16 protein-coding genes, 1 tRNA gene and 1 riboswitch are annotated in these 25,800 nt (G+C 71.7%); of the genes, 10 read left to right on the top strand and 7 right to left on the bottom strand.

The annotated features are described in order from the left end of the window. The first annotated feature begins 19 nt into the window (after positions 1-19). The 5 genes from ACWDAG_RS38155 (at position 20) to ACWDAG_RS38135 (ending at position 5,104) form a co-directional block, all read left to right on the top strand. Complete coding sequence (locus ACWDAG_RS38155; protein WP_450700155.1) at positions 20-1,243, top strand: alginate lyase family protein; 1,224 nt, start codon at positions 20-22, stop codon at positions 1,241-1,243. Positions 1,244-1,342: 99 nt separating this feature from the next. After that, a tRNA-Met gene (locus ACWDAG_RS38150) sits at positions 1,343-1,416 on the top strand. Positions 1,417-1,523: 107 nt separating this feature from the next. Beyond that, a complete protein-coding gene (locus ACWDAG_RS38145) occupies positions 1,524-2,606 on the top strand; it encodes a PP2C family protein-serine/threonine phosphatase (protein WP_450700154.1) in 1,083 nt (360 codons plus the stop codon). 253 nt (positions 2,607-2,859) lie between these two features. Continuing rightward, positions 2,860-3,016: riboswitch (cyclic di-AMP (ydaO/yuaA leader) on the top strand. 12 nt (positions 3,017-3,028) lie between these two features. Beyond that, positions 3,029-4,045: a M23 family metallopeptidase gene (locus ACWDAG_RS38140; protein WP_450700153.1), complete on the top strand. Its 1,017-nt coding sequence runs from the start codon at positions 3,029-3,031 to the stop codon at positions 4,043-4,045. 108 nt (positions 4,046-4,153) lie between these two features. Next, positions 4,154-5,104: an aldo/keto reductase gene (locus ACWDAG_RS38135; RefSeq protein WP_450700152.1), complete on the top strand. Its 951-nt coding sequence runs from the start codon at positions 4,154-4,156 to the stop codon at positions 5,102-5,104. Positions 5,105-5,137: 33 nt separating this feature from the next. Here the strand turns inward: ACWDAG_RS38135 and ACWDAG_RS38130 are convergent, their stop codons facing one another. From ACWDAG_RS38130 to ACWDAG_RS38115, 4 genes are all read right to left on the bottom strand, one after another. Beyond that, a complete protein-coding gene (locus ACWDAG_RS38130; RefSeq protein WP_450700151.1) occupies positions 5,138-6,457 on the bottom strand; it encodes a PrsW family intramembrane metalloprotease in 1,320 nt (439 codons plus the stop codon). A 70-nt stretch (positions 6,458-6,527) separates the two neighbouring features. Beyond that, positions 6,528-7,367 carry a tRNA (guanosine(46)-N7)-methyltransferase TrmB gene (gene trmB / locus ACWDAG_RS38125; RefSeq protein WP_450700150.1) on the bottom strand — a complete coding sequence of 280 codons (840 nt, stop codon included), beginning with the start codon at positions 7,365-7,367 and terminating at the stop codon, positions 6,528-6,530. A gap of 224 nt (positions 7,368-7,591) precedes the next feature. Next, positions 7,592-8,812 carry an L-2-hydroxyglutarate oxidase gene (gene lhgO, locus ACWDAG_RS38120; protein WP_450700149.1) on the bottom strand — a complete coding sequence of 407 codons (1,221 nt, stop codon included), beginning with the start codon at positions 8,810-8,812 and terminating at the stop codon, positions 7,592-7,594. Between the two features lie 83 nt (positions 8,813-8,895). Continuing rightward, entirely contained in the window at positions 8,896-10,320 is a 1,425-nt protein-coding gene (locus ACWDAG_RS38115; RefSeq protein WP_450700148.1) for an MFS transporter, read from the bottom strand. A gap of 683 nt (positions 10,321-11,003) precedes the next feature. Here ACWDAG_RS38115 and ACWDAG_RS38110 point away from each other — a divergent pair. Together ACWDAG_RS38110 and ACWDAG_RS38105 are read left to right on the top strand one after the other, a co-directional pair. Further along, positions 11,004-13,103 carry an asparagine synthase-related protein gene (locus tag ACWDAG_RS38110; protein ID WP_450700147.1) on the top strand — a complete coding sequence of 700 codons (2,100 nt, stop codon included), beginning with the start codon at positions 11,004-11,006 and terminating at the stop codon, positions 13,101-13,103. 247 nt (positions 13,104-13,350) lie between these two features. Then, complete coding sequence (locus ACWDAG_RS38105; RefSeq protein WP_450700146.1) at positions 13,351-16,692, top strand: BTAD domain-containing putative transcriptional regulator; 3,342 nt, start codon at positions 13,351-13,353, stop codon at positions 16,690-16,692. 22 nt (positions 16,693-16,714) lie between these two features. Here ACWDAG_RS38105 and ACWDAG_RS38100 read toward each other — a convergent pair whose 3' ends face one another. Both ACWDAG_RS38100 and ACWDAG_RS38095 read right to left on the bottom strand, forming a co-directional pair. Next, a complete protein-coding gene (locus ACWDAG_RS38100; protein WP_450700145.1) occupies positions 16,715-18,679 on the bottom strand; it encodes a sigma-70 family RNA polymerase sigma factor in 1,965 nt (654 codons plus the stop codon). 352 nt (positions 18,680-19,031) lie between these two features. Continuing rightward, positions 19,032-19,808, bottom strand: a complete 777-nt coding sequence (locus ACWDAG_RS38095) for a TetR/AcrR family transcriptional regulator (protein WP_450700144.1) — start codon at positions 19,806-19,808, stop codon at positions 19,032-19,034. Positions 19,809-20,194: 386 nt separating this feature from the next. Between ACWDAG_RS38095 and ACWDAG_RS38090 the strand changes: the two genes are divergently transcribed. Together ACWDAG_RS38090 and ACWDAG_RS38085 are read left to right on the top strand one after the other, a co-directional pair. Further along, entirely contained in the window at positions 20,195-21,574 is a 1,380-nt protein-coding gene (locus tag ACWDAG_RS38090; protein ID WP_450700143.1) for an NAD(P)/FAD-dependent oxidoreductase, read from the top strand. 226 nt (positions 21,575-21,800) lie between these two features. Next, positions 21,801-23,453 (top strand): ATP-binding SpoIIE family protein phosphatase, encoded by a 1,653-nt coding sequence (locus ACWDAG_RS38085; RefSeq protein ID WP_450700142.1) that lies wholly within the window; start codon positions 21,801-21,803, stop codon positions 23,451-23,453. 6 nt (positions 23,454-23,459) lie between these two features. Here the strand turns inward: ACWDAG_RS38085 and ACWDAG_RS38080 are convergent, their stop codons facing one another. After that, positions 23,460-24,746, bottom strand: a complete 1,287-nt coding sequence (locus ACWDAG_RS38080; RefSeq protein WP_450700141.1) for an MFS transporter — start codon at positions 24,744-24,746, stop codon at positions 23,460-23,462. A gap of 110 nt (positions 24,747-24,856) precedes the next feature. On the opposite strand from ACWDAG_RS38080, the gene ACWDAG_RS38075 reads away from it, so the two are divergent. Then, a complete protein-coding gene (locus ACWDAG_RS38075) occupies positions 24,857-25,408 on the top strand; it encodes a MarR family winged helix-turn-helix transcriptional regulator (protein WP_450700140.1) in 552 nt (183 codons plus the stop codon). Positions 25,409-25,800 lie beyond the last annotated feature (392 nt).

The following is a 25,800-nucleotide window of genomic DNA, read 5'->3' as shown; positions in this document are numbered from 1 at the left end:
GGAGGCGATCGCGGAGGTAGTGCCAGTGAGGTCAGTTCCCAGACGTGCGGCGGCAGTTCTCCTCGTCCTCCTGCTGACGGCGCTCGTCGCCTCCTGCGGCACCGACCCGGGCACCCGCACCATGGCGAGGGCACTCCCCCCGGGCGCACCCTTCACCCACCCGGGTGTCCTCGTCAGCAAGGCCCAGCTGGACGCCGTACGCAAGAACGTCATCGCAGGTAAACAGCCCTGGCTGCAGGCGTTCCTCGACATGCGGGACAGCAAGTACGGGTCGTACAAGTACATGGCCCAGCCGTCCGCGGTCGTCAACTGTCCCTGGGGCGGCAAGGGCGCGAAGGGCTGTCTGGAGGAGCGGCAGGACGCCATCGCCGCCTACACACAGGCCCTCCTGTACAGCGTCACCGGCGAGCGGCAGCACGCCCTCAAGGCGCGGGAGATCATGGACGCCTGGTCGGCGCAGCTGAAGCGGCACACGGCGCAGGACGCTCAGCTGCAGTCCTCGTGGGCCGGGTCGACCTGGGCGCGGGCCGCGGAGATCATCCGTTACGCACCGGGCGCCGGCTGGCCCGCCGACCGCGTACGGCGGTTCGCGGCCATGCTGCGCACCGCCTACCTCCCCGAGGTCACCAGGGACCTCCCCGACTACAACGGCAACTGGGACCTGGCGATGACCGACGCCGCCATCGGGATCGCCGTCTTCACCGACGACCACAAGACCTTCGACGCCGCCGTCAAACGCTTCCGCGGCCTGGTGCCCGACTACTTCTACCTGCGCAAGGACGGCAAGATCCCGCTCACCCCGGCCGGCTCCGACGCCAACACCGTGCAGAAGCTGGAGACGTACTGGTTCAAGGAGACGAAGTTCGAGGACGGGATCGCGCAGGAGACCTGCCGCAACTTCAAGCACGTCGGCTACTCCCTCGCCGCCACCGCGCACATCGCCGAGACCGCCTGGCACCAGGGCGTCGACCTGTACGCCGACGTCAAGGACCGCCTGAAGGCCGCCCTCGACTTCCACGCCCGCTACGAGATGGGGGAGAAGCCCCCGCGGTGGCTGTGCGGCGGCAGGGTCGTCGGGAACATGGGCCCCGACCTGGAGGTCGTCCTCAACCACCTGGAGAACCGGCTCGGCACCCCCGTCCCGGCCGCCCACAAGCTGGTCGAGCAGACCCGCCCGGCAGGCACCGACGACCTCTTCGTCTCCTGGGAGACCCTCACCCACGCGGACAACCCGGCTGCCTGACGCAGGCCCCGCGCGCCCCAAAAAACACAGGTGAACGAGGCCGGACGTAAACCCTGGCGCAGACAGCCCCGCGGATGGCGTATGCTGGTTACACAACGACGCGGGGTGGAGCAGCTCGGTAGCTCGCTGGGCTCATAACCCAGAGGTCGCAGGTTCAAATCCTGTCCCCGCTACTCAAGGCTCAGGGCCGGAGTCCAGTCACTGGACTCCGGCCCTGAGTGTTTCCCCCGGTCGGGCCACCCGGCTCGCCCCCCGCCGCCCTCCCGGGAAACCTGGAGGGGTGGAGCAGGAGGGGCCGATCTCATACGCGCGCACCTTCGTACGGCTGCTCCCGGCGCTGCTGCTCGTCGGCGGGACCTGCTACGACTACCTCACCCCGTCGCGGTTCACGGCGGGCCCCCTCTTCACCGCCGCACCCCTGGTCGCCGCCCCGCTCTACTCGCGCCGGGGCACGGTCCTCACCGGCGTCGCGACCGTCCTGGTCGTCAGCGCGATCCACGCCGACGTGGGCATCCTCTTCCAGGTCGAGGCGGTCACCGAGCTGGCCACCGCGGCGACGGTCTCGGTGCTGGCCGTCCTCATCAACCTCCTCGTCCGCCGCAGCCGCGAGGAGCTCGCCTCGCAGCGCGAGATCGCCGAGGCCGCCCAGCGTGCCGTGCTGCCCGAGCCCGCCGAGCGGATCGGCGGATTCGCGATCGCGGCACGCTACGAGGCGGCGCAGGCGGACGCGTCCATCGGCGGCGACCTGTACGCGGTGCAGGACAGCCCGCACGGCGTACGGCTGGTCGTGGGCGACGTACGCGGAAAGGGGATGGGGGCGGTGGCGGCCGTGGCCGTCGTCATCGGGGCCTTCCGGGAGGCCGCCGAGCAGGAGGCCACGCTGGAGGCGGTCGCGCAGCGGCTGGACCGGGCGCTGGAGCGCGAGGCGGCGCGGCGGGCGGGGATCGAGCTGTTCGAGGGGTTCACGACCGCCGTGCTCGCCGAACTCCCCCACGGCGAGGGCGTCGTACGCATCGTCACCCGCGGCCACCCGCCCCCGCTGCTGCTGTGCCCGGACGGCGCCGTGCACATCCTGCACGCCCGCGAGCCCGCCCTGCCGCTCGGCATGAGCGAGTTCGGGAGCCGGCCCGACCGCGCGGAGGAGACCCCGTTCGGCAGCGGGGCCACGTTGCTGCTGTACACCGACGGGCTGTCCGAGGCGCGGGACGAGCACGGGCGGTTCTTCGAACCCGCGGACCGGCTCGCCGGCCGGGTCTTCCACGACCCCGCCGCGCTGCTCGGCACCCTCGCGCGGGAGGTGCGCAGATACGCCGGTGAGGCCATGGCGGACGACATGGCGCTGCTCGCCGTACGACGGCCCTGACCGTCTTCACACCTCCTGCCCGTATGTGACCAGGTGTGATCAGGTGAACCCACTCCGCATAACAACTGACATACGGTCAATACCTGTGGGGTTCCTGAGGCGCGGTCAACTCGCCCGTTTTTCGCCATTCATGCGCCGTACGTCCAGGTCAGAAAGGTTAATGATCAAGCGGAACACCTTGGAATCGGCACCCCGGGTCTATTAACGTTCGATAACGCAGCGCGGTCGTCCCAGCCGTCACAAGAGGCGGCTCCGTGCGCACGCGCCGAATCCCGCAAGGGAACCGGGGAACCACCACCCTGGGGTGAATCGCACGGATACCGCCGTGGCAGCACGGCAGGTATACGCGCGTAGGAGACCTTCCTGCTCCGAACCCGTCAGCTAACCCGGTAGGCGAGAAGGAAGGAAAGGAGCACGCCCACGTGGCGTCCAACCCGCCTGCCCCGGCAGCCCCGTTCGTGCCGAGCACCGAGCCCTTCGGCTTCGCCGTCCGACGCACCGACGAGGGCCCCTGGGAGGAGTGGAATCCCACCGAGGAGTCCATCGCCCCGGTGCGCGGCCGCCACCGCGTCGCCAAGCAGCGCGGCGGGGGACTCGCCCGCAGCTCCACGGTCCTGGGCGTCGGCGTCATAGCCGCGGTCGGCGCGGGCGGCATGGCCAGCGCCAACACCGGCAAGCCGCCGGTGTCGATCTCCATGCCCGATCTCGCCTCCGTGGGCCATGTCTTCGACGGCGGCTCCGACGCCCCCAAGGGCTCCGCGACCGCGCTCAGCGACGTCGCCACCACGTCCGCGGGCACCGCGCGGGGCGCCGGTGAGGCGCTGCGCGACCGGATCATGGCGCAGGCCGAGTCGCAGCAGGTCCAGATCGACAGCAAGAGCCAGGCGGCCACCGAGGCGGCCCTCGCCAAGCAGATCGACGACGCGGCCGCCAAGGCGGAGAAGGACGCGGCCGCCAAGGCCCAGGCCGCCAAGGACAAGGCGGAGGCGGCGGCCAAGAAGGCGGCCGAGGCCGCGAAGCTCGCGGAGCTGGCCAAGCAGTACACGCTGCCGGTCGTGTCGTACACGATCACCGGCACCTTCGGTCAGGCCGGCTCCATGTGGTCCTCCGGCTACCACACGGGCCTCGACTTCGCCGCCCCCACGGGCACGCTCATCAAGGCCATCCACTCCGGCACCATCACGCAGGCCGGCTGGGCGGGCGCGTACGGCTACCGCACGATCCTCACCCTCGACGACGGTACGGAGCTCTGGTTCTGCCACCAGTCGTCGATCAGCGTCAGCGTCGGCCAGAAGGTCAGCACGGGTGACGTCATCGGCCGCGTCGGCGCCACCGGCAACGTGACCGGCCCGCACTGCCACCTCGAGGTCCACCCCGACGGCCAGGCCAGCGGCATCGACCCGATGCCGTGGCTGCGCAGCAAGGGCCTCAACCCCTGACACCCGTACGTTCCTCGTCCGCTCCCGGAGTGCCGTAGTCCGCTTGTTTACGGGATCTTTGCGCCCGTCGTGGAAGACCGGTCTCGGGGGCGGGCGTTGACGTGCAGCATGACTTCTCCTTCTCTGCGCAAGCTCGGCTCCTCCGGTCTTGAGGTCTTCCCGCTCTCCCTGGGCGGCAACGTCTTCGGCTGGACCGCCGACGAGGCCACGTCCTTCGCCGTGCTCGACGCCTATGCGGCCGCCGGCGGCAACTTCGTCGACACCGCCGACTCCTATTCGTCGTGGGTCGACGGCAACCAGGGCGGCGAGTCCGAGACGATCATCGGCAAGTGGGTCAGGGCGCGCGGCAACCGCGACGACGTGGTCATCGCGACCAAGGTCAGCCAGCACCCCGAGTTCCAGGGCCTGTCGGCCGCCAACATCAAGGCCGCGGCCGAGGCGTCCCTGCGCCGCCTCGACACCGACCACATCGACCTCTACTACACCCACTTCGACAAGCCCGAGGTGCCGGTCGAGGAGATCATCGGCGCGCTCGACGAACTGGTGAAGGCGGGCAAGGTCCGGCACATCGCCGCGTCCAACATCTCGCCCGACCGGCTCCGCGCCTCCCTGGAGTTCTCCGACCGCGAGGGCCTGGCCAAGTACGTGGCCCTGCAGCCGCACTACAACCTGGTCTCGCGCGACACGTACGAGGGCGAGCTGCAGGACCTGGCCGCGCGCTACGGTCTGGCCGCCGTCCCGTACTTCTCCCTCGCCTCCGGCTTCCTCACCGGCAAGTACCGGCCCGGCACGACGGTCGACAGCCCGCGGGCGGGCGGCGCGGCCAAGCACCTGGAGTCCGAGCGGGGGCAGCGGGTCCTGACCGCCCTCGACGAGATCGCCGAGGCCCACGACGCCCCGGTCGCCACGGTGGCCCTGGCCTGGCTCGCGGCCCAGCCGACGGTCGCCGCCCCGATCGCGTCCGCGCGGACGGTGGAGCAGCTCCCGGCGCTGCTCGCAGTGGGCGAGCTGACGCTCACCGAGGCCGAGGTCGCGCGTCTGACGGAAGCGTCGGCCTGAGAGCCAGTGAACGAGCTCTGACCCCCTCGGGGCCTACGACCGGTACGGGTTGTACGCGGGATTCGGCACCGCCGGGTACCCGTACGCCCCGTACACCGGCCAGGGCGGCGGCGCCACCGGCACCGGGGGCGCCGTCATCCGCGCCGCGTGGTCCAGCGCCGGGCGCGCCACCTCGCGGCGCCGCCACAGCTCGTGCAGCAACTCCCGTTCCCTGACGACGAAGTCGGCGCTGGCGCGGCCACGGCGCCCCCGGTGCCGCAGGAAGGCCAGCGAGGTCGCGTACGCCTCGTACTGTGCGACCTCGCGTGCGGCGGGCTTGCCGAGGTGGTGGGCGGCGTGTTCGCGGGCCAGGCGGCGGGCCCGCATCGAGCCGAGGGCGTAGGGCTCGGCGGGGGTGAGCCAGCCCGCGACGGCGTAGGCGGGCAGTTCCTCTCGCACCGTGCGCAGTTCGCGCTGGCGGGTCCAGATGACCAGCCAGGTCAGCAGGCCGAACGCGGGGACCATGAAGGCCGCGTACACCGCGAAGAATCCGTACTCGCCGAAGTTCGAGGAGCCGTTCCAGATCGCGTGCATGCTCATCGCGAGCAGCAGGCCGAAGAGCGGTACGAGCACGCGCCGCAGGTGCTGGCGCTCCGCGGAGAGCGCGGCGATGCCGAAGCCGATGCCGGTGAGGACGGTGAACAGCGGGTGCGCGAAGGGGGACATGATGATGCGCACGAAGAAGGTCGCCGCGGTGACGGAGGCGATGCCGCGGTCGCCGTTGAGCTGGTCGGTGCCGAAGGCGGTGCCCAGGTAGAGGATGTTCTCGGTGAACGCGAAGCCGGTGGCGGTGACCCCGGCTATCACCACCCCGTCGACGATCCCGGTGAAGTCGCGTCTGCGGAACAGGAAGACGAGCAACACGGCCGCCGCCTTCGAGGACTCCTCGACTATGGGCGCTATGACGGTCGCTCCGAGGGTGTCCGCGCTGGACGGGTCGGCGGTCGCCGTCGCTATCCACTTCGTGGCGAAGCTGTTGGCGACGATCGCTATCAGTGCCGCCGCACAGGCCCCCCAGGCGAAGGCGAACAGCAGGTTGCGCCAGGGGCCGGGGGCGACCCGGTCCAGCCAGCGGAAGGCGGCTATGAGAAGCGGCACGGGCAGCACGGCCAGCCCGAGCCCCACCAGGAACCCTTCGGTGCCGGTCTGTTCGCGCACCAGGGCCAGGATGACGAGCCCGGAGAGCGCGAGCAGCGTGCACAGCGCGCCGTACCGCACCGCTCTGCGCTGCCACCAGTGAGCATGCCCGAGCGCACCGCCGGCCGGGCCGCCGGGGTGTGGCGGATGCGTCGGGTACGGGGGAAAGGTGGCCACGGCATTGACCCTAACGAGGGAGGGCGCCGCCCGCGACGGTACTTCGGATTGCCCGCAGGGCCGTGGGGCTTCAGGCGCCAGTGGGGGGCTGGTTGTGGTGCTGTACGCGACGGAAGAGCAGGTCGTTCACGACATGTCCCTTGTCCAGTCCCTGGCCCTCGAAACGGGTCAGCGGCCGGAAGTCGGGACGGGGCGCAAAACCGCCCTCCGGCCGCGTGTTCTCGAACTCCGGATGCGCCGTCAGCACTTCGAGCATCTGTTCGGCGTACGGCTCCCAGTCGGTCGCGCAGTGCACGATGCCGCCGGGCCTGATCCGGGCCGCGGCGAGGTCGAGGAACTCCGGCTGGATCAGCCGCCGCTTGTGATGCCGCTTCTTCGGCCACGGGTCGGGGAAGAAGACGCGCAGCCCGTCCAGCGAATCCGGGGTGAGCATCTCGCGCAGCAGGATGATCGCGTCCCCGTTGGCCACGCGGATGTTGGACAGCCCGTCGTGGTCGGCGAGGTTGAGCAGATTCCCCTGCCCCGGGGTGTGCACGTCCACGGCGAGGATGTTCGTCTCCGGGTCCGCGGCGGCCATCTGCGCGGTGGCCTCACCCATCCCGAACCCGATCTCCAGCACGACGGGACTGTCGTTCCCGAACAGCTCGCCGAGATCGAGGGTCCGCTGCCCGTCGATGTCCAGCCCCCACTTGGGCCACAGCCGCTGCAGCGCGTCCGCCTGCCCGGCGGTCACCCGGCTCCGCCGCGGCTGGAAACTCCGGATCCGCCGCTCGAAGTGCGACCCGGCAGGATCGGCCTTCGGCCCGTCCGGGAACCGGGGCTCTCCCTTGGCACGGGTATGCCGGATGGACACTCCGGGGGTCGGGTGGGCGGAGCGGGGTGCTTCGGGGTTGTTGAGGGAGTCAGACACAGTGGGTCGATTTTAAGGGGTGCGGACACTCCTCAGTCCCGGGCGCAACCCTCAGCCCCGGGCGGCATCTCTCAGCCCGTCCCGCGTTTGAGGGCGAGGCCCTTCAAGGGCCGAAGCGGGGGTCTGGGGGCGGCAGCCCCCAGGTACGGGACGGGTAGGGGCGGCGGGGGCGAGCTGCATCCATCAGCGGCTCCGCCGCGGGCCCGAGCCGCCGCCGGGCAAGCTCATACCGAGCCCAGCATGGCCAGCGCCCGCCCAGCCACCTCCCGCCCGATCGGCAGCGAAGCCGTCGCCGCAGGAGAGGGCGCATTCAGCACATGCACGGCCCGAGCCCCCTCCTTGATCAGAAAGTCGTCCACCAGCCCCCCGTCCCGCAGCACCGCCTGCGCCCGCACCCCCGCCGCCGTCGGCACCAGATCGTCCGCCGTCACCGCCGGCAGCAGCCGACGCACGGCCGTGGTGAACGCCGCCTTGGACACCGACCGCGCAAGCTCCCCGGCCCCGTACCGCCAGTGCCGCCCGGCCATACGCCAAGCCCCCGGCCAGGCCAGCGTCCGCGCCACCTCCCGCGGCCGTACGACCCCCCAGTCGTAGCCCTCGCGCGCCAGCGCCGGCACCGCGTTCGGTCCGATGTGCACGCCTCCGTCGATCCCGCGCGTGAGGTGCACGCCGAGGAACGGGAACGCCGGATCCGGCACCGGATACACCAGCCCGCGCACCAGGTCGGGGCGGGCCAGCTCGTAGTACTCGCCCCGGAAGGGCACGATCCGCATCTCGGGGTCGTCCCCGGTCAGCCAGGCCACCTCGTCGCAGTACAGCCCGGCGCAGTTCACCAGCACGCGCCCGCGGACGACCTCACCGCTCGTCGTCCGCACGGCCACCCCGAGCTCCGGGCGCCGGTCGATCCGCTCGACCCGGGCCCCGTACCGGATCTCCGCCCCGGATGCCTCGGCCAGCTGCCGGGCGACCCCCACGAAGTCGCATATCCCGGTCGTCCCGACGTGTATGGCGGCGAGCCCGCGCACCTCCGGCTCGTACTCCGCGATCTGGGGGCCGCCCAGTTCCCGTACCGGAATCCCGTTCTCCCGGCCGCGCTGGACCAGGGCGTGCAGGCGCGGCAGCTCGTCCTTCTCGGTCGCGACGATCAGCTTGCCGGTGACGGCATGCGCGATCCCGTACTCCGCGCAGAACTTCACCATCTCGGCGGCGCCCCGCACCGCGTACCGCGCCTTCAGGGAGCCCGGACGGTAGTAGATCCCGCTGTGGATCACCCCGCTGTTGCGCCCCGTCTGATGCCGGGCCGGCCCCGGCTCCTTCTCCAGCACGGTCACCCGGGTCCCCGGCGCGATTCGCGTGATCGCGAACGCCGTGGACAGCCCGACGATGCCACCCCCCACCACCAGCACATCACAGTCGTACGCGATCCCCGGCCGCACGTGCACCACCTCCCGCTACCGATAGTGCACTGCGCCACTGACAACCACTTCAAACGTGGGAGGAGAAGAGGTCCTCGTCCACCTGTCCCGGCTCAGGCCGGGGCCATCAGCAAGGGCCGCGCCCGCTCCCGCAACTCCACCACCTGAGGCTCGTCACCGTACGGCTCCAGCCGGTGCAGAAGATCCTTCACATACTCAGTGGTCCGCGCGGACGAGATCCGTCCGGCGACCTCCACCGCCCGCACCCCCTGCTCGCACGCCGCATCGAGATTGCCCGACTCCAGCTCGGCCACCGCCGAGACCACCAGCCGCAGCCCGTGCGAGCGCACGAACTCCTCCGTCGGCTTCGACAGCGCCTGCTCGGTGAACCGCCGCACCTGACGCGGTGCCTTCAGATCGCGGTAGCACTCCGCCGCATCCGCCGCAAAACGGTCGTACGAGTAGAAACCGAGCCATGACGGGTCGTTGTCACCGTCACGGGCCCGCTCCAGCCACCCTTCGGCGGCCCGCAGCGCCGCTCCCGCCGCCTGCGCGTCACCCGCGCGCGCGTGCGCCCGTGCCTCGACGAGCCGGAAGAAGCTCATGGTGCGGGCGGTCGCCAGCCCCCGGTTGCGCTCAAGGGCGGCCTGCGCGAGATCGACGCCCTCGTCGCCGAAGCCGCGATAGGTCGCCTGCAGCGACATGGACGCCAGCACATAGCCCCCGAGGGGCACGTCCGCCGCGGCCCGGGCCAGCCGCAGCGCCTGGATGTAGTACCGCTGCGCGGCCTCCTGCTGCCCGGTGTCGAAGGCCATCCAGCCCGCGAGCCGGGTCAGTTCGGCGCTCGCCCCGAACAGCGCGCGCCCGACCTCGTCCGAGTACGCACCGAGCAGCAGCGGAGCCGCCTCCACCCTTAAGCACTCGGGCACCATCGACGAACGCCAGTCGCCTCCGCCGTACTTGGAGTCCCAGCGCCGGGCGTCCTCGGCGGCCTCCCGCAGCTTCTGCACATCGCTGTGGCCGACTTTGAGCGGTGCGCCCGAGCCGTCGGCGGAGTTCGCCTCGCGCGCCACCGAACTGTCGGCCGGTGTTATCAGCCACCGTGAGGCGGGCGTTGCGTATGCGCTTACTGCGAACGATCCGGCCAGCGACTGCCAGATGCCGCCGGAGCCGGCCCGGCGGCCGGCGAGGTCGAGACGGTAGAGCTCCGTCGCCGACCGCACCGCCTGTCCTACGTCCCTGGGGAAGGCGAGACCCACTTCGGGTGCGGGATCCGCGTCCGCCAGGCCGATCTCGTGGAGCGGCACCGGGCGGCCGAGCTTCTGGCCTATCGCGGCGGCGATGAGGTGCGGCGCGGCACCCTGCGGCACCATGCCCTTCGACACCCAGCGCGCCACCGAGGTCTTGTCGTAGCGAAGAGTCAACCCGCGTTGAGCGCCAAGATCGTTGACGCGACGCGCGAGTCCTGCGTTGCTGATTCCCGCGAGGGCGAGAACGGCGCCGAGTTTTTCGTTCGGCCCGCGTTGCTCCCTGGACATGCGCCACCCCTCGACACAGACGGCTGCCGCGCTGGCATAACCACGCGGCATTCGTAAACCCAGCGTAGTTCGCCGCATCCCAAGCGTTAAGGGGCATTGTTCCGGTTGGCGGGATTGTGGTCCGTACTGAAGTACGGGTCCGATACGCGCAGTTGCGCCATGCTCCCGCTGTGTGGCCGTGCGCCCGTCCGTGCGCTCTTCTCCGGCCATGCGGGGAGCGCTTCCATGGATGGTGCGTGGGTCGGCCCGCTGTACTGGATCCAGCGGGCTGGGGGACACCGCCGCCTTCATCCCCGCGGGCGGCGGACGGGCCCGGGGGGCGAACTCCGTCTCCCGGGCTGCGCGCGGGTGATGCGATGCTCAGAGCATGTACGGAGCGTGTCCAAACCTGTCTCGCCATCACCGATTTGGCTGAAAATCGCCCCCGTGCTTCTCGGGTAATTGCCGCTCCCACCACGGAACTTGAGGGCGCGAAGGGCGTTTTCAGGGAGCGTTTCGGGGGCGCATTCGCGTCGCAGGCGCCTTGCCGGGTACGGGTGTTCGGCTCTCCGGGCGGTTGAGCGCCGAAGCGTCTTCCGGGGATCGTAAGCGGCTCCACCACGCCTCCAGCGTGCGCCCTTCATGGCAGCATGGTGAACCAGTTCGTACGGTGCACTGGTTGTCCACAGCCTGTGGAGGCGTCCATGCGGTGGTTGGTGGGGTGGAGCAGCACCGCCGCGGGGGCTTCGCAGATCGGTTCCGCGGGGGCCACCGGACAGGACGGCGAGACCGTGCACCCGGTGGGCTCCCAACTGCTGTGGGGCGACCCGGATCCGCTGTGGGCGGTCGGCGACTGGCGGCCCGACGAGGTGCGGGTGGTGAAGGCCGACGCCCAGACCCGGATCGCGGTCCTGGGCACGTGCGGGGCGTCCGACGAGGAGCTGCGGGTCGGTCTCTTCGCCGCGCGCGGAGGCGCACTGCGCCATCTGACGGCGTGGCCGGGCAGCTACACGGCGATCGTCCAGGTCGGCCGCCGGGTCACCGTGTGCGGCGACCTGGCGGGCGCCCGCCCCGTCTTCTACACCCCGTGGGCGGGTGGCACGGCCTACGCCACCGCCGCGCTCCCCCTCGCCGACCTCATCGAGGCGAACCTCGACTTCGGCCATCTCGCCGCGCTCCTCGCCGCCCCCGACGTACCGGCCGCGTTGCACGACTCCACGCCCTACGACGGCGTACGGCGTATTCCGCCGGGGCATGCGCTGATCCTGCGCGCGGGGGCGCGTGAGATCGCCGGCTACGAGCCGGTCGCCTCGCTCGCGGTGGCGGCGCCCTCGGCGGACCCGGACAGCGCGGTCGACGCGGTGCGCGACGCGCTGGTGGAGGCGGTACGCGCGCGCTTGGCGGCACCGAGACACGTTCCGGGCGCCGACATAGACCCCGGTCCTGTCCCCGGCATGGGCCCGGCGGAGCGGCGCGCCGCGCGCGGGATGCCGGTGGCGGGCATCGGCGCGGACCTCTCCGGCGGCCCGGCGTCCGGGACGCTCGCCCTGCTGGCGGCCGGCCTGCCGGGCATGCCGGGCACGGTCCTGGGCCACGGCACCGGGGCGGGCGAACGCCTGCTGGCGGTGACCTTCAACGACCTGGCGGTCGGCGGCCGCGAGGCGGAACTGGAGCGGGCGGGATCGCTGGCCGCCAACCCGCGCCTGCACCACGTGGTGGTGACCGGGGGCGAAGAGGCGCTCCCCTATGCCGAACTGGACGGCCCGTTGACGGACGAACCGGGCCAGTCCCTGGTGACGGCGGCCCGCCACCGCACCCGCCTGGCCTCGGGCAGCGCGGACCACTTCACGGGCTACGGCGCCCGCCAGGTCCTGGACGCGCACCCGGCCCGCCTGGCCGACCTCCTGATGGACCGCAAACGCCGCCACCTGGTCCGCCCCGTCGCGGCACTCGCGAAGGCGGACGGCTCGGTGATGGTCCCCGCGCGCGTGTACGGCGCGGCCCGGAAGCTCGCCAGGACCCCGTACCGGGCGGGCCTCGACGTCCTCGCCGAACGCCTCCTGCAACGCCGCTTCGACGAACCCGGAGGCGCGGTGGGAGCTTCGCTCGCGGCCCTCACCTGGGCCAGACCGGGCCCGGCGGCACGCTGGCTGACCGGCGAGGCCCTCGCTGAAGTATCGGTTCGCCTGCAGGCGACGACGAGCCGCGCGAGCGTCGGCCCGGCCCAGCGCCCGGGCGACTACCGCGCACGCGCGGCCCTGGCCCGTCACGCGGCGGACCTGCGCATCCTGGAACAAGCGGCCGAGATCCGTTCCCAACGCCTGCACGCGCCGTTCCTCGACAACCAGGTGGTCCGCGCCTGCCGAGCCCTGCCCGAGGCGCTGCGCGTGCAGCCGGGCGCGCGCGCCGCGATCCTGCGCACGGTCCTGGAAGGCGCCGGGGTGAGCGACCTCCCACCCGGCTGGGGCGCCCCTTCCCACGCCTCGGCAGCGGTGGCGGCCCGCACCGGCCTGAGGGTGGCCGCCGACTCCCTGATGGCTCTCTTCGGCACCCCCTTGCTGGCGGAGGCGGGCCTGGTGGAGGCCCGAGTCGTCCGCAAGGCCCTGCGCGCAGCAGCCGCAGGCGAACCCCTCCCCCTGGACGGCCTGGCAGACCTGGTCTCCCTGGAGCTGTGGCTACGCCGCCTGCTGGCCCGCCGAGGCACCTGCTGGACGGGCACCCCCGCCCGCCAGAGGGCGGTACCGGCAGGGATCACACCCCGGAGGGGGGCGCTGGCTTCTGGTGGGGGAGCGGGCGTTGCGTGAGCCTGGAACCTTCCGGTGCTTGACCTTCCAGCCCGTCCGGTTCTCGATCTCTCAGCCTGTCCGGCGTTTGAGGACGAGGCCGTTCAGGCCGAAGCGGGGGTCTGGGGGCGGCAGCCCCCAGGTACGGGACGGGTAGGGGCGGCGGGGGCGAAAAACTCCCCGGCGCCTGCATCTCCGCCCGACCCCCGAAACCCCCACCACCACAAAACACCGTGCCCCCACCGCCACCCCCGGCGACAATGACCTGGTGCGGTACAGAATCCTGGGCGTCACCCAGGCCGAGGACGACCACGGCACCTCCCTACCCGTCCCCGGCCAACGCCTCCGCACCCTCCTCACCGCTCTGGCCCTACGCCCAGGCCGAGTCACCACCCCCGACACCCTGATCGACGAGGTCTGGTCGGACACCCCGCCCCAGGACGCCCCCGCCGCCCTCCAGGCCCTCATCGCCCGCCTCCGCCGCACCCTGGGCAGACAGAGCATCACCTCCGCCCCCGGCGGCTACCGCCTCGAGGCGACCCAGGACGACGTAGACCTGTTCGTCTTCGAGCGACTGGTACGGCAGGGCACAACAGCCCTCGACCACGGCGACCCGCACACCGCCGCCCACACACTGGACCAGGCCCTCGCCCTGTACCGCGGCCCCGCCCTCGCCGACCTCCCGGACCGCCTCGCCGCCACCCGCCCCGACGCGCTGCACCGCGAGGCGACAAGGGCCCGCATCGACGCGGACCTGCACCTCGGCCGCGCCCACGCCGTCGTACCGCACCTGAAGGAACTGACCGCGGCGCACCCGTACGACGAACCGCTGCACGCCCTGCTCATGCGCGCCCTGCGCGACACGGGCCGCACAGCCGACGCCCTCGCCGCATACGAGACAGCCCGCCGAGCCCTCGCCGAAGGCCTGGGCACCGACCCCGGCCCCCAACTGCGCGCCCTGCACACGGAACTGCTCACCCCGGCGACAACACCACGTCCCACGCCTACGCCCGTCCCACCCGAACCCCCCACCCACACCGGCAACATCCGTCCCCGCCTTACCTCTTTCGTGGGCCGGGAACCAGAACTCGACGCCATCCGTTCCGAATTGCACAGGGCAAGGCTCGTCACCCTCACGGGTCCGGGCGGCTCCGGAAAGACCCGCCTCGCCGAGGAAGCCGCCGCCGGGCTCCCCCAGGCGTGGCTGGTCGAACTGGCACCGCTGGACCGCCCGGAGGCGGTGCCCGGCGCGGTGGTCAGCGCGCTCGGTCTGCGCGAGACCGTGCTGATGACCTCCGAGCTGACGGCTCCGCAGGACGACCCCCTCGCCCTGCTCGTCGAGTACTGCGCCCCGCGCAGCCAACTCCTGATCCTTGACAACTGCGAACATGTCATCGAAGCAGCGGCAGCCCTCGCCGAGACGCTGCTCACCCGCTGCCCCGGGCTCACGATCCTTGCCACCAGCCGTGAGCCGCTGGGCGTCCCCGGCGAGTCCGTGCGCCCGGTCGAACCCCTCGTCCTCGACCAGGCGCACCGCCTCTTCGAGGAGCGCGCGTGCGCCGTCCGTCCCGACGCGGCCGCCGTGCTCCGCGACCGCGAGGCGGTGGAGGAGATCTGCCGCCGCCTGGACGGCCTGCCGCTGGCCATCGAACTGGCCGCGGCCCGGCTCCGGCTGCTCACCCCCCGCCAGATCGCCGACCGTCTCGACGACCGCTTCCGCCTCCTCACTTCAGGAAGCCGTACGGTCCTGCCCCGCCAGCAGACCCTGCGCGCAGTCGTCGACTGGTCCTGGGAACTGCTCGACGAACGGGAGCGCACGGTGCTGCGCGAGGTCTCCGTGTTCGCCGGCGGCTGGGACCTCGCGGCGGCGGAGGCCGTGTGCACCGGCCCCGCGACCGATGTCGTCGGGGCGCTCGTCGACAAGTCCCTGATCGTCGCCACCGCGACGGAGACGCCGTGCGACGGGACCGGTTCCGGCGGCATGCGCTACCGCATGCTGGAGACCATCCACGAGTACGCCGCGGAGCGCGCCGCGGAGGTCCCCGAACTGCGCGCCGCGGCCGAGCGCCGGCACAGCGCGTGGGTGCGCGCGCTCGTGGAGGAGGCCGACCCCCTCCTGCGTTCCGGCGGCCAACTCCCGTGGATCTCCCGTCTGGAGACCGAGCTGGACAACATCCGCGCCGCTCTCCACCGTGCCCTCACCGCGGGCGATGAGCCGGAGGCCGCCGCGCTCACCCTCTCCATGGGCTGGTTCTGGTGGCTGCGCAACTACCGCCACGAGGCCGGGTCCTGGCTGGACCAGGTCCTCCGCCTGGGCGTCGCTCTGGACAACACCACCGTCGCCTCGCCGACCCCCGCCCCGACCCGGCAAGCCGCGACAGATCCCCTGGATCCCATGGACGCCTTCCTCTCCGCCCCCGACGCCGAGGCACACCACCCCCGCCACACCCTCCGGATGAACCTCCGGATGCTGCAACTCTTCATGAAGTCGGACACCCAACCGATGGAGTCGCTGCTGAGCGACCGGATGCGTCAGTACGTCGGCCGGCTGCGGGAGTTCTTCGAGCGGGGCGGTCCGGAGGCGGCCCGTATGCCGGGCCTCGTCTGGCCGTTCACCACCTTCGTCCTGGACAGCGCGGAGGACGCCCGCGCCGCCTTGGACGTCTCCGTCGCCAACTGCCGTGTCCACGGCGACGACTGGGCGGTCGGCGTCGCCCTGATGTTCCGTACGCACATGGCTGTCGACTCACCGGGCGGCATGAAGGGCGTGGACGAGGACCTGGCGGAGCTCAGGGAGCTGAGCAGGCGCGTCGGCGACCGCTGGATGCGGGCCCAGGTGTGCAGTGCGGCCGGCGAGGCGGCGATGGCCCGAAGCCGCCTGGAGGAGGCCGAGGGCGAGTACGGGGAGGCGCTGCGGCTGGCCTACGAGGTGGGCGCGTACGCCGAGACGCCGTTCCTGCTGGCCCGGCTCGCCGAGATCGCCTACCGGGCGGGCGATCGCGTGGCCGCGGTCCGCGGTCTGGACGAGGCGACCGCCGCCGCGGACCGCTACGGCGTACCGGACTCGAGGGCGTTCGTCCTGCTGATGCGCGCCCAGCTCGCGCTGGACGAGAAGGACACCGCCCGCGCCCGCGCACTGCACGACGCGGCTCGCGCGGAGATCGAGCGGGGCACGCCTCCGCCCCAGTTCATGGTGATGCTGAACGCGATCGACGGCCTGGTGACGGTCGCCGAGTCGGGCCCGGCGCACGGACTGCCGAAGCTGGCCGACACCGTCCGCGAGGCGATGGAGCGGCGCTGCGCCGACGTGGTCATGGCAAGCCTCGTGGACGGTGCGGCGGTCCTGCTGTCCGATCTGGGAGACCATCCGCGCGCGGTCCGCCTGCTCGCCGCCGCGGAGCACTTGCGGGGCGGCGAACCGCGCCCCGTGCCGGAGCGCTCCGAGGCCGAGCGGGCCGAGGCCGCCGCCCGCGCCGCACTGTGCGCCGAGGAGTACGAGGAGGAGCGCACCCGGGGCGCCGCCCTCACCGCCGACGGCCTCCTCGCCGACGGCCTCCTCGCCGAACTCGGCGAGGCGTTGCGCAGACACCCGGCCGAGCAGCTCCCGTAGCCCGGACGGGGGCTGTACGGCGCTATGAGCAGGTGAACTTCGACTCGGCCCAGTCCGCGAGCGTCAGGGTGTCGAAGCTGCTCTGCGGCTGGACGACCAGCCGTACGGTCCGGTGCCCGGCGAGGTTCGCATGGACCGGGACCGCCTGGTAGCCGGCCTGGATCAGCCCGGACTGCCACAGCCGGACTCCGTCGGCGTAGACGGAGAAGTAGACCTTGCCGAGCCCCAGGGTCATGTCGTCGATACCGACCACGGCGTCGTAGGCGGAGCAGGTGCGGTTGAGGTCGACGGTGACGGAGGACGTGCCGTGCACGGTCACACCCTGCGTGTACTGCTTGCCGGCGATCGCCATGCCGTACCGCTGCCACACCCAGCTGCTCTCACCGAGCCGCATCTCGGGCTTGGTGCCGTCGCCGCCGAGGTCGTACGACAGCCCGCTCCACTGGTAGACGGCCGGAACCGGCGGCGGAGTGGGGGTGGGCGTGGGCGTGGGCTTCGGTGTCGGTTTCGGTGTCGGCCTGGGGGTGGGTGTCGGGGTGGACTTCGGCGGGTGAGTCGGGGTCGGAGCGGGCGTGGCAGCCGCCGCGTGCACGATCACCGGCGGCTTCGGCTTCGGCTTGGGCTTCTTCGTCGGCGGTGTCGGCTCGGGCGACTCGGGCCGGACGACCGGCGCGGAGGCGGGCGGCTTCGCGTCCGGCTTCCTGACCGGGGTGTCGCTCCCGGACAGCGCGAGGGCCACCGCCACACCCGCCGCGGCGAGGACACCGGCGGCGATGCCGATCTTCGCGGGTGCCCCCAGCCCCTCGGAGGCAGCCGCGCCACCGGTGCCCGCCCCGCTGGAGGAGCCGCCGCTCGCCGCCGCGGCCGCACCCGCGGCGCCCGCCGCACCGGCTCCGGTGCCGCCCGCGATGAGCGCGGCCACCTTGGCGTACCCGGCGGCACCGAACCAGCCGATGACCGCGACCGGCACGACGCCCGGGATACCGCTGGCGACTTCCTTGATCTGGCCCGCGGCCAGTCGGCACTTGGCGCACTCCTCCAGGTGCTTGCGCAGCCCCCGTTCGGCGCGCGTACGCAGTCCGCCGCGGGCGTAGGCGCCGAGCCGGTCGGCGTAGCGGGCGCACTCCTCGTCCCCGGCGAGCGCGGCGCTGACGTGGGCCTGGAGGTAGGCCTGCTTGAGGCCCTCGCGGGCGCGGCTGGCGAGCACACGCGTGCCGTTGGCGTCAAGACCGAAGAGCGTGGCGACCTCGCTCGGCGACTCGTCCTCGACCTCGGTGTGCCACAGCACGGCCTGCCAGCGCTCCGGCAGCGACCGGAAGGCCTGCATGGCCATGGACTGCTCGGCCTCGTGCATCGCGCGCACGTCGGCGCCGAGATCCAAGCCCGCTCCGAAGGAGCCGATGGATGCAGTGTCGTCGGACACCTCCGAGGAGCGCGCGGCCTGCGCCGCGAACACCGCGAAGTCGTCGACCAGTTGCTCCCGCTTCGCGGACTTCGTCCAGTTCGCGGCCACGCGCCGGACCGTGGTGAGCAGATACGCGCGTACGGCGTGCTCGGGGCCGTGGCCGCCGCGTACCGCTTGGAGCATGCGGGCGAAGACCTCCGCGGTGAGGTCGTCCGCGGTGTGTGCGTCACGGCAGCAGGTGCGGGCGTAGCGGCGCACCGCGTCCGCGTGGCGCCGGTACAGCTCCTCGTACGCGCTGTCGTCGCCCGAGCGCATCCGCCCGATCAGATCGGCGTCGGAGGGCAGCAGATCCCTGGGGGGCGGCAGGACGCCGTCCTCCCGCCGGTCGCGCTGCGCCGGGACGCTGCCCTCGACGGGCTCGACCGGCTCGCCGCCCTGCGGCGGGATGACGGTCTCCGGGCGACCGCCGCCGCGGGGGACGCCCGCGCGTCCGCCCGGCCCGCCCTGACTCGGCACCTGCGGCGAACCGCCGGCCTCCGGGTCACCGTCACCCAGTGGCTCGTCCCGCCCGTCAACGCTCATCGCGGAAAGCCCCCGACGCCTGCCCAACCAGTCCCGAACACCGGGTCAGAGTGCCATATTGGCTTTTGTTCAGGACCCATCCGAGCGGACCATCCACCCGTCCGTGGGGACTTGTCGTGCCGTAGTACTAGCCCTCGCCCATTCGGGGAAGGCTCAATTGACGCCCGACAGGCGGAAGTTGAGCGGCAGTTGAGTGGCATGCCGGAAATGTCCCGCTCTTTCCGGGCTCACGCCGGGCGCGCGGGCTGCGCAGTGCCCACGCCCCACAGTCACCTCTTCGAGTGACGGACCGTTCGAGGTACGGGCGGCCGGAGACGCTGACACGCCCCCTCCCGCAGACCGGCCCGCCACCTCAGGCCGGCCGCGACCGCAGCCCCTCCAGCAGGATGTCGAGCAGCCGTGCCGAAGCGGCCGCCTGCTGAGCCGCGTCCGGCAGCGAGGGTGCCGCCGTCGCGATGACCAGCAGTACGTCCGAGACCGACACGTCGGCCCGCAGCTCACCCGCCTCGCGCGCCCGCTCCACGAGCCGGCCCACGACCTCGAGCAGCGTCGCCGCACCCGTGTCGTCCTCCGCCGAGGCCCTCGGGGCCCCTTCGGGAACGAGGCGCAGCTCCCCGGAACCCGGCTGCGTCCGCTGCTGCGGCACCCGGGTCTCGTCGAAGACCGTCCCGTCGGCCCGCTCGGACCCCTCGTCGGCGACCGAGACCCGCAGCACCTGCGGCGGCAGCAGCCGCCCGGCGCCCGAGGCCACCGACGTCCGCAGAAAGCGCGAGAGCGCCGACCACGGCTCGTCCTCCTGGCCGAGCGCCGCCCGGGCCTGGTCGGTCAGCCGGGAGGTCTCCTCCTCGGCTATCCGCCGCACCAGGACGTCCTTGCTCGGGAACCGCCGGTACACGGTCCCCACACCCACCCGCGCCCGCCGCGCCACGTCCTCCATCGGCGCGCCGTACCCCAGCTCGCCGAAGACCTCGCGCGCCGCGCGCAGTACGTGCTCCAGATTGCGCTGTGCATCCACGCGCAGCGGCGTCGTACGCGAGGCGTCCCCGCGTCCGTTGCCCGTCGCCGCGCTCACCATGCCGCCCGATGTCAGTGCAGACGCGGACGACCAATGAGAGTCCTGAACATGCATAAGCGTTCCCCCGGTAATGACGTCTCCCCCCGGAGACTCTCCCCGCCATTCATTGGTTGCCGGAGCGTGGGAACAAGCCCGGTTCACCGGCCCGCCCGTCGCGGACTCGACGACCGATGAGCACATCCCCCTACACCCCGTCGAGACACGAACATAGTTGAGAGGGAGTCAATTCAGAAGGGGCAGGTTCCGCACGGAGCGCCCCCCGATCGGAGTACGGGTCGCATACGTCCCGATTGCGCCCCCCAAGGTCATCCGGCGCACACCCGCTGACCTGCAATCCTTCCGTGCACTCGGGCAATTCGGCCAACCCTGGGCGTCCCCGGCCCCGCGTCACACAAATTGTCGGGGCTGTGGACAAACGCAAGCGCCGGGTGCGTCATGGGATGGTGAAGGAACGTGCGCGCATTCTCGTTGTCGGCGGTGGCTACGTCGGGATGTACACGGCCCTGCGCCTCCAGCAGAAGCTGAAACGGGAACTCAAGCGGGGCGAGGCCGAGATCACAGTCGTCACTCCAGACCCGTACATGACCTATCAGCCATTCCTTCCGGAAGCGGCCGCCGGTGCCATTTCACCCCGGCATGTCGTCGTACCGCTGCGCCGGGTCCTGGACCAGTGCCATGTCGTGGTAGGCGAGGTCCGGTCGATCGACCACGCCAAGCGCACCGCCACCCTCACCACCCTCGCCACGGAGGAGGAGGGAGCGGGTCCCGAGCACATGACGTACGACGAACTCGTCCTCGCCCCCGGCTCGATCTCGCGCACACTGCCCATCCCCGGCCTCGCCGACCACGGCATTGGTTTCAAGTCGGTCGAGGAAGCCATCGGCCTGCGCAACCACGTCATCGAGCAGATGGACATCGCCTCCTCCACCCGCGACCCCGCGATCCGCGACGCGGCCCTCACGTTCGTCTTCGTCGGCGGCGGCTTCGCCGGGGTCGAGGCGCTCGGCGAACTCGAGGACATGGCCCGCTACGCCGCCCGCTACTACCACAACGTCCGGCCCGAGGACATGAAGTGGATCCTCGTGGAGGCCTCGGACCGCATCCTCCCCGAGGTCGGCGAGGAGATGGGCCGCTACACGGTCACCGAACTGCGCCGCCGCAACATCGACGTACGCCTGCAGACCCGCCTGGAGTCCTGCGCCGACCGCGTCGCCGTCCTCAGCGACGGCGCCCGCTTCCCGACCCGTACGGTCGTCTGGACAGCCGGCGTGAAACCCAGCCCGCTGCTCGCCGCCACCGACCTCCCCCGCACCGAACGTGGTCGGCTGAAATGCACCCCCCAGCTGACGATCGAGGGCACCACGCACGCGTGGGCGGCGGGAGACGCCGCCGCCGTCCCCGACGTCACCGCCGCCGAACCCGGCATGGAGACCGCCCCCAACGCCCAGCACGCGGTCCGCCAGGCCAAGCTTCTCGGCGACAACATCGCGCACTCCCTGCGCGGCGAACCCCTTGAGACGTACTCGCACAAATACGTCGGCTCGGTCGCCTCCCTGGGCCTCCACAAGGGCGTCGCCCACGTCTACGGGCGCAAGCTGAAGGGCTACCCTGCCTGGTTCATGCACCGCGTCTACCACCTCAGCCGGGTGCCGACCTTCAACCGCAAGGCCCGCGTCCTGGCCGAATGGACCCTTTCGGGCCTCTTCAAGCGGGAGATCGTCTCCCTCGGTTCGCTCGAACATCCCCGAGCGGAGTTCGAACTCGCGGCCGGTGGAAAGCCTCCTACCGACCCGATGAACGACCCGAAGGGGTCGTCCTGACCGGACCCAGGAACTCCACCGACCGGGTGGGCGTCTCACGGATGTCGCCCCGGTAGGCCACACTGCCAGACTGATCCCCGCCCCCCGGGGCGAGCAGATGCTCGCCCTTCGAACCCAAGAGGCTCTCTCCACCGTGCTGCATCCCGGGGGTGTCACCCCCCCAGACCTCCGGACGGGTCCGGAGCCGGCCGAAGACGCCGAAGACGACGACACGAGGCAAGGATTCGTGAACTTCACGCGCTGGAGCGCCCGGCTCCCCGGAACGCAGCGCCGCGCCGCAGCGCGGACCGATCACACGGCCGCCCCCGACCGGCAGGCCGAGCCCCCGAACGCCGTGCCCGCGGCCCGCGCCGAACAACTCACCGACGAGCACGCACCCGTACCGGGCGTCGACGAACTCCCCGTCCGCGAGGTCCTCGACCGGGTCCCCGCCCTGGTCGCCCTCGTCCACGGCCCCGACCACCGCGTCGCCTACATCAACGACGCCTATGTGACGGCCTTCGGCGTACGGCCCCTCGGCGAGCCCACCCGCGAGTCTCTCCCCGAACTCGACGAACTGGGCCTGCTCCCGCTCCTCGACCAGGTCCTGCGCAGCCGCAAGCCCCGCACCCTCAAGTCCCGCAAGGCCCCCGACGGCCGCTCCTACACCTTCACCTGCACCCCGGTGACAGAAGGCGAGAACGCGGGCGTACTGGTCTTCGCGACCGACGTCACCGACCACGCAGAGGCCGCCGAACGCCTGCGCGCCAGCGAACGCCGCCAGCGCGAGACAGCGGTCACCCTCCAGCGCTCACTGCTGCCGCAGGAACTCGAAGAACCCGACGACCTGCGCATCGCCGCCACCTACCAGCCCGGCGGCACCGAGGCGGCGGTCGGCGGCGACTGGTACGACGTCATCACCCTCGGCGGCGGCCGCACGGCCCTGGTCATCGGCGATGTGATGGGCCGGGGCGTACGTGCCGCGGCCGTCATGGGCCAACTCCGCACGGCGGTCCGCGCGTACGCCCGCCTCGACCTGCCCCCGCACGAGGTCCTGCAACTCCTCGACGGCCTGGCCACGGAGATCGACGCCAACCAGATCGCCACCTGCGTCTACGCCATCCACGACCCGAACGAGGGCCGTCTGGTGTACGCCTCCGCCGGCCACCTCCCGATCCTCGTCCGCGACGAGAGCGGAGTCGTCCTGCGCGCCGACGAACCGACCGGCCCGCCCCTCGGCACGGGCGGCTGGATGCACGCGTCGGGCTCGATCCCCCTGGGCCCCGGCTCCACGGCCGTCCTCTACACGGACGGCCTGGTCGAACGCAGGAACGAGGACCTCGACGAGGGCATCGCGGCCCTGGAGCGCGCCCTGGCCGGCGCCACGGGCACCCCCCAGGTCGTCTGCGACCGCCTGGTCCGCTCGGCGGGCGTGACGGCGGACCACGACGACGACGTGGCCGTCCTGGTCCTCCAGCACCCGGCCCGCACAGGCCCGGACAGCGACCTTTTCCGCAACGCGGCCCTGGAACTCCTCGGCGGCATCGAAGCGGCCCCACGCGCGCGTGCCTTCGCCTCCGGCGTCCTGACGAGCTGGCGCTTCCCCACCGACCTCCACGACCTCGGCGTCCTCGCGGCCAGCGAACTGGTCGCCAACTCCCTCCAGCACGGCACACCACCGATGCGTCTGCGCCTGCGCCGCACCGACCGCCGCCTGATCATCGAGGTCACCGACGGCGACGACCACCTGCCCCGCCGCCGCCGCGCGGAGCCCGGCGACGAGTCGGGCCGGGGCATCGCCATCGTCGCGACGATCGCCTCGAACTGGGGCTCACGGCGCACCCCGGGCGGAGGCAAGGCGGTCTGGTGCGAGTTCGTACTCCCCAAGGGCTCGACCTGACCCCGCTCAGGCCTCCGCGACCACCGGCTCCGCAGCAGCCCCGCCCCGGGCGACCACCCGGCTCTTCCCGAGCCACGGCTGGTCCTGTACGGCGGTGAGCTGCCGCCCCAGCCGCAGCGCGAGGAAGGTGATCCCCAGCGAGAACAGCAGGAACATCACGATGTACGGCGCGGGCAGCGAGGCCCCCAGCGGCCCGCCCACCGCCGGCCCGACGGCCAGCGCAAGCTGCTTCACCAGGGCGAAGGCGGAGTTGTACTGCCCCGCCATCCCGCTCGGAGCCAGATCGGCGACCAGCGGAGCGACGGTCGGCGACAGCATCGCCTCACCGAGCCCGAACAAGGCGTACGTCGACACGAACGCGGCCGTCGCCATCTCCTGGCTGCCGTGCCCGAGCCCGGCGTACCCGGCCAGGACCCACGCCAGGGCCCAGATCAGCCCGACACCGGCGATCACCCGGGACCGGCGCCGACGCTCGACGAACCTCAGTACGGCGAACTGCGCGACGACGATCATCAGCGTGTTGGCGGCGAGCGCCGTCCCCAGCGCGGACGTCGAGATGCCCGCGGCCTCGACCCCGTACGCACTCAGCCCCGACTCGAACTGTCCGTAGCAGGCGAAGAACAGCACAAAGCCCAGCACGGACAGCTGCACCATGGCCCGGTTGCCGAGCAGCTGCTTCCAGTTGCCCTTCGCGGACTGCGCGGGCGCGTCCTCGATGCGCGGGGAGTGCGGCATCCGCACGGTGGCCATCACGACCGCGAGCAGCACGAACACCGCAGCCTCGATCGAGAACAGCAAGGTGAAGGAGTCGACGCGCGTAGAGTCGACGAGATGGCCGCCGATGAGCCCGCCGACACCGAGCCCCAGGTTCTGCAGGAAGAACTGCATGGCAAAGGCGCGCGAGCGCGTGTCCGCCGTGGAGCAGTCCACGATCATCGTCGCGAGCGCCGGCTGCATCACGGCCTGTCCGGCGCCCAGCGCGGCCGCCGACAACAGAACGGTGGTGCTGTTGCCCGCCAGCCCCAGGCTCAGCGCTCCAACGGCGGCAGTGACCAAGGCGGCGAGCAGGACCGGCCGGGGACCGCGCCGGACGATGGCCCGTCCGGCGAACGGCAGCACGATCAGCGCGGCCACGGCAAAGACAGCGAGCACGAGCCCCGCTGTCATGGCCCCCAGTCCCCGCACCTGCGCCACATAGACGTACAGGTAGGGGACGGTGAAGCCGAGCCCGAACGCGCTGAGTGCGTTACCCACGTGGATCCGGCGCATCGCTGCGCCCATCGCCCTGGTCACGTTCACCTCTCTCAGTAGTTAGGTATGAAGACTTCGAAGCTAAACTTCGAAGCTAAACAGTACACCCAGAAGAACTTCAACGCCAAGCACGCCCGTGCCATACTTCGCCCATGGGCGACACCCCCGGCACCCTCGGCGAACCGACACTCGAAGAGCAGATCGCCGCCTATCAGCGCGAGTTCCGGGACCTCGACCCCCAGGTCGAAAAGATCGTCTCGGCCCTCTCCCGCCTGAACCGCCGCATGAACGTCGCCTACGGCCGTCAGACCTCCGCCCTCGGCATCAGCAACGCCGAGTGGGAGGTCCTCAAGGCCCTCGTCCTCTCCGGCGCCCCCTACCGGCTGGGCCCGAGCGATCTCGCGAAGCGCCTGGGTCTGACGCCGGCCGCGATGACCCACCGGATCGACCGCATGGTCGCCGAGGGCCTGGTGACCCGGGAGCGCGACGAGTCCAACCGGGTCCGGGTGATCGTGGAGCTGACCGCGGAGGGCCGCGAGAAGTGGCTCGAAGCGATGCGCCTCGCCACGGTCTTCGAGGAGGACCTCCTCCAGGACCTGTCCCTCGACGAGCGCACTGCCCTCGGCGAGGTCCTCACCCGTCTCCTCCGTAGGGTGGAACACGCCCAGCCGGACGCCGGCGGACGCCTCAGCGACCTGGACTGAGGCCTGGACCGAGGTCGCCATAAAAGATCTTGACAGGGGGTGCTTGACAGCCCCCTCCTGGATCCGTAAAGTTCTTCGGGTTGCCACGGAGCCGTAACGGTTCTGCGACAGCACCTCCGCCGCACAAGCGGCACCTCAAACCATCAGAACGATCTCCCAATGGGATTGATTTCGGCATGCCCGAATTCAATTCGATTCGGACCCGGCAGCTCGATTAGGAACTGCCGAAGGGATCCGCTAAGGTTTGAGACGTCGGAACGGCCCAACGGCCGGGAGGACAGCCCCTCTGACTGGGAGTCAGGCCCGAAAGGATCTGATAGAGTCGGAACCGCCGGAAAGGGAAACGCGAAAGCGGGAACCTGGAAAGCGCCGAGGAAATCGGATCGGGAAAC

Source organism: Streptomyces sp. NPDC001157, from assembly GCF_053598255.1.
The sequence above is the reverse complement of the archived record's forward strand: the minus strand, read 5'-3'. Positions and strand labels throughout refer to the sequence as shown.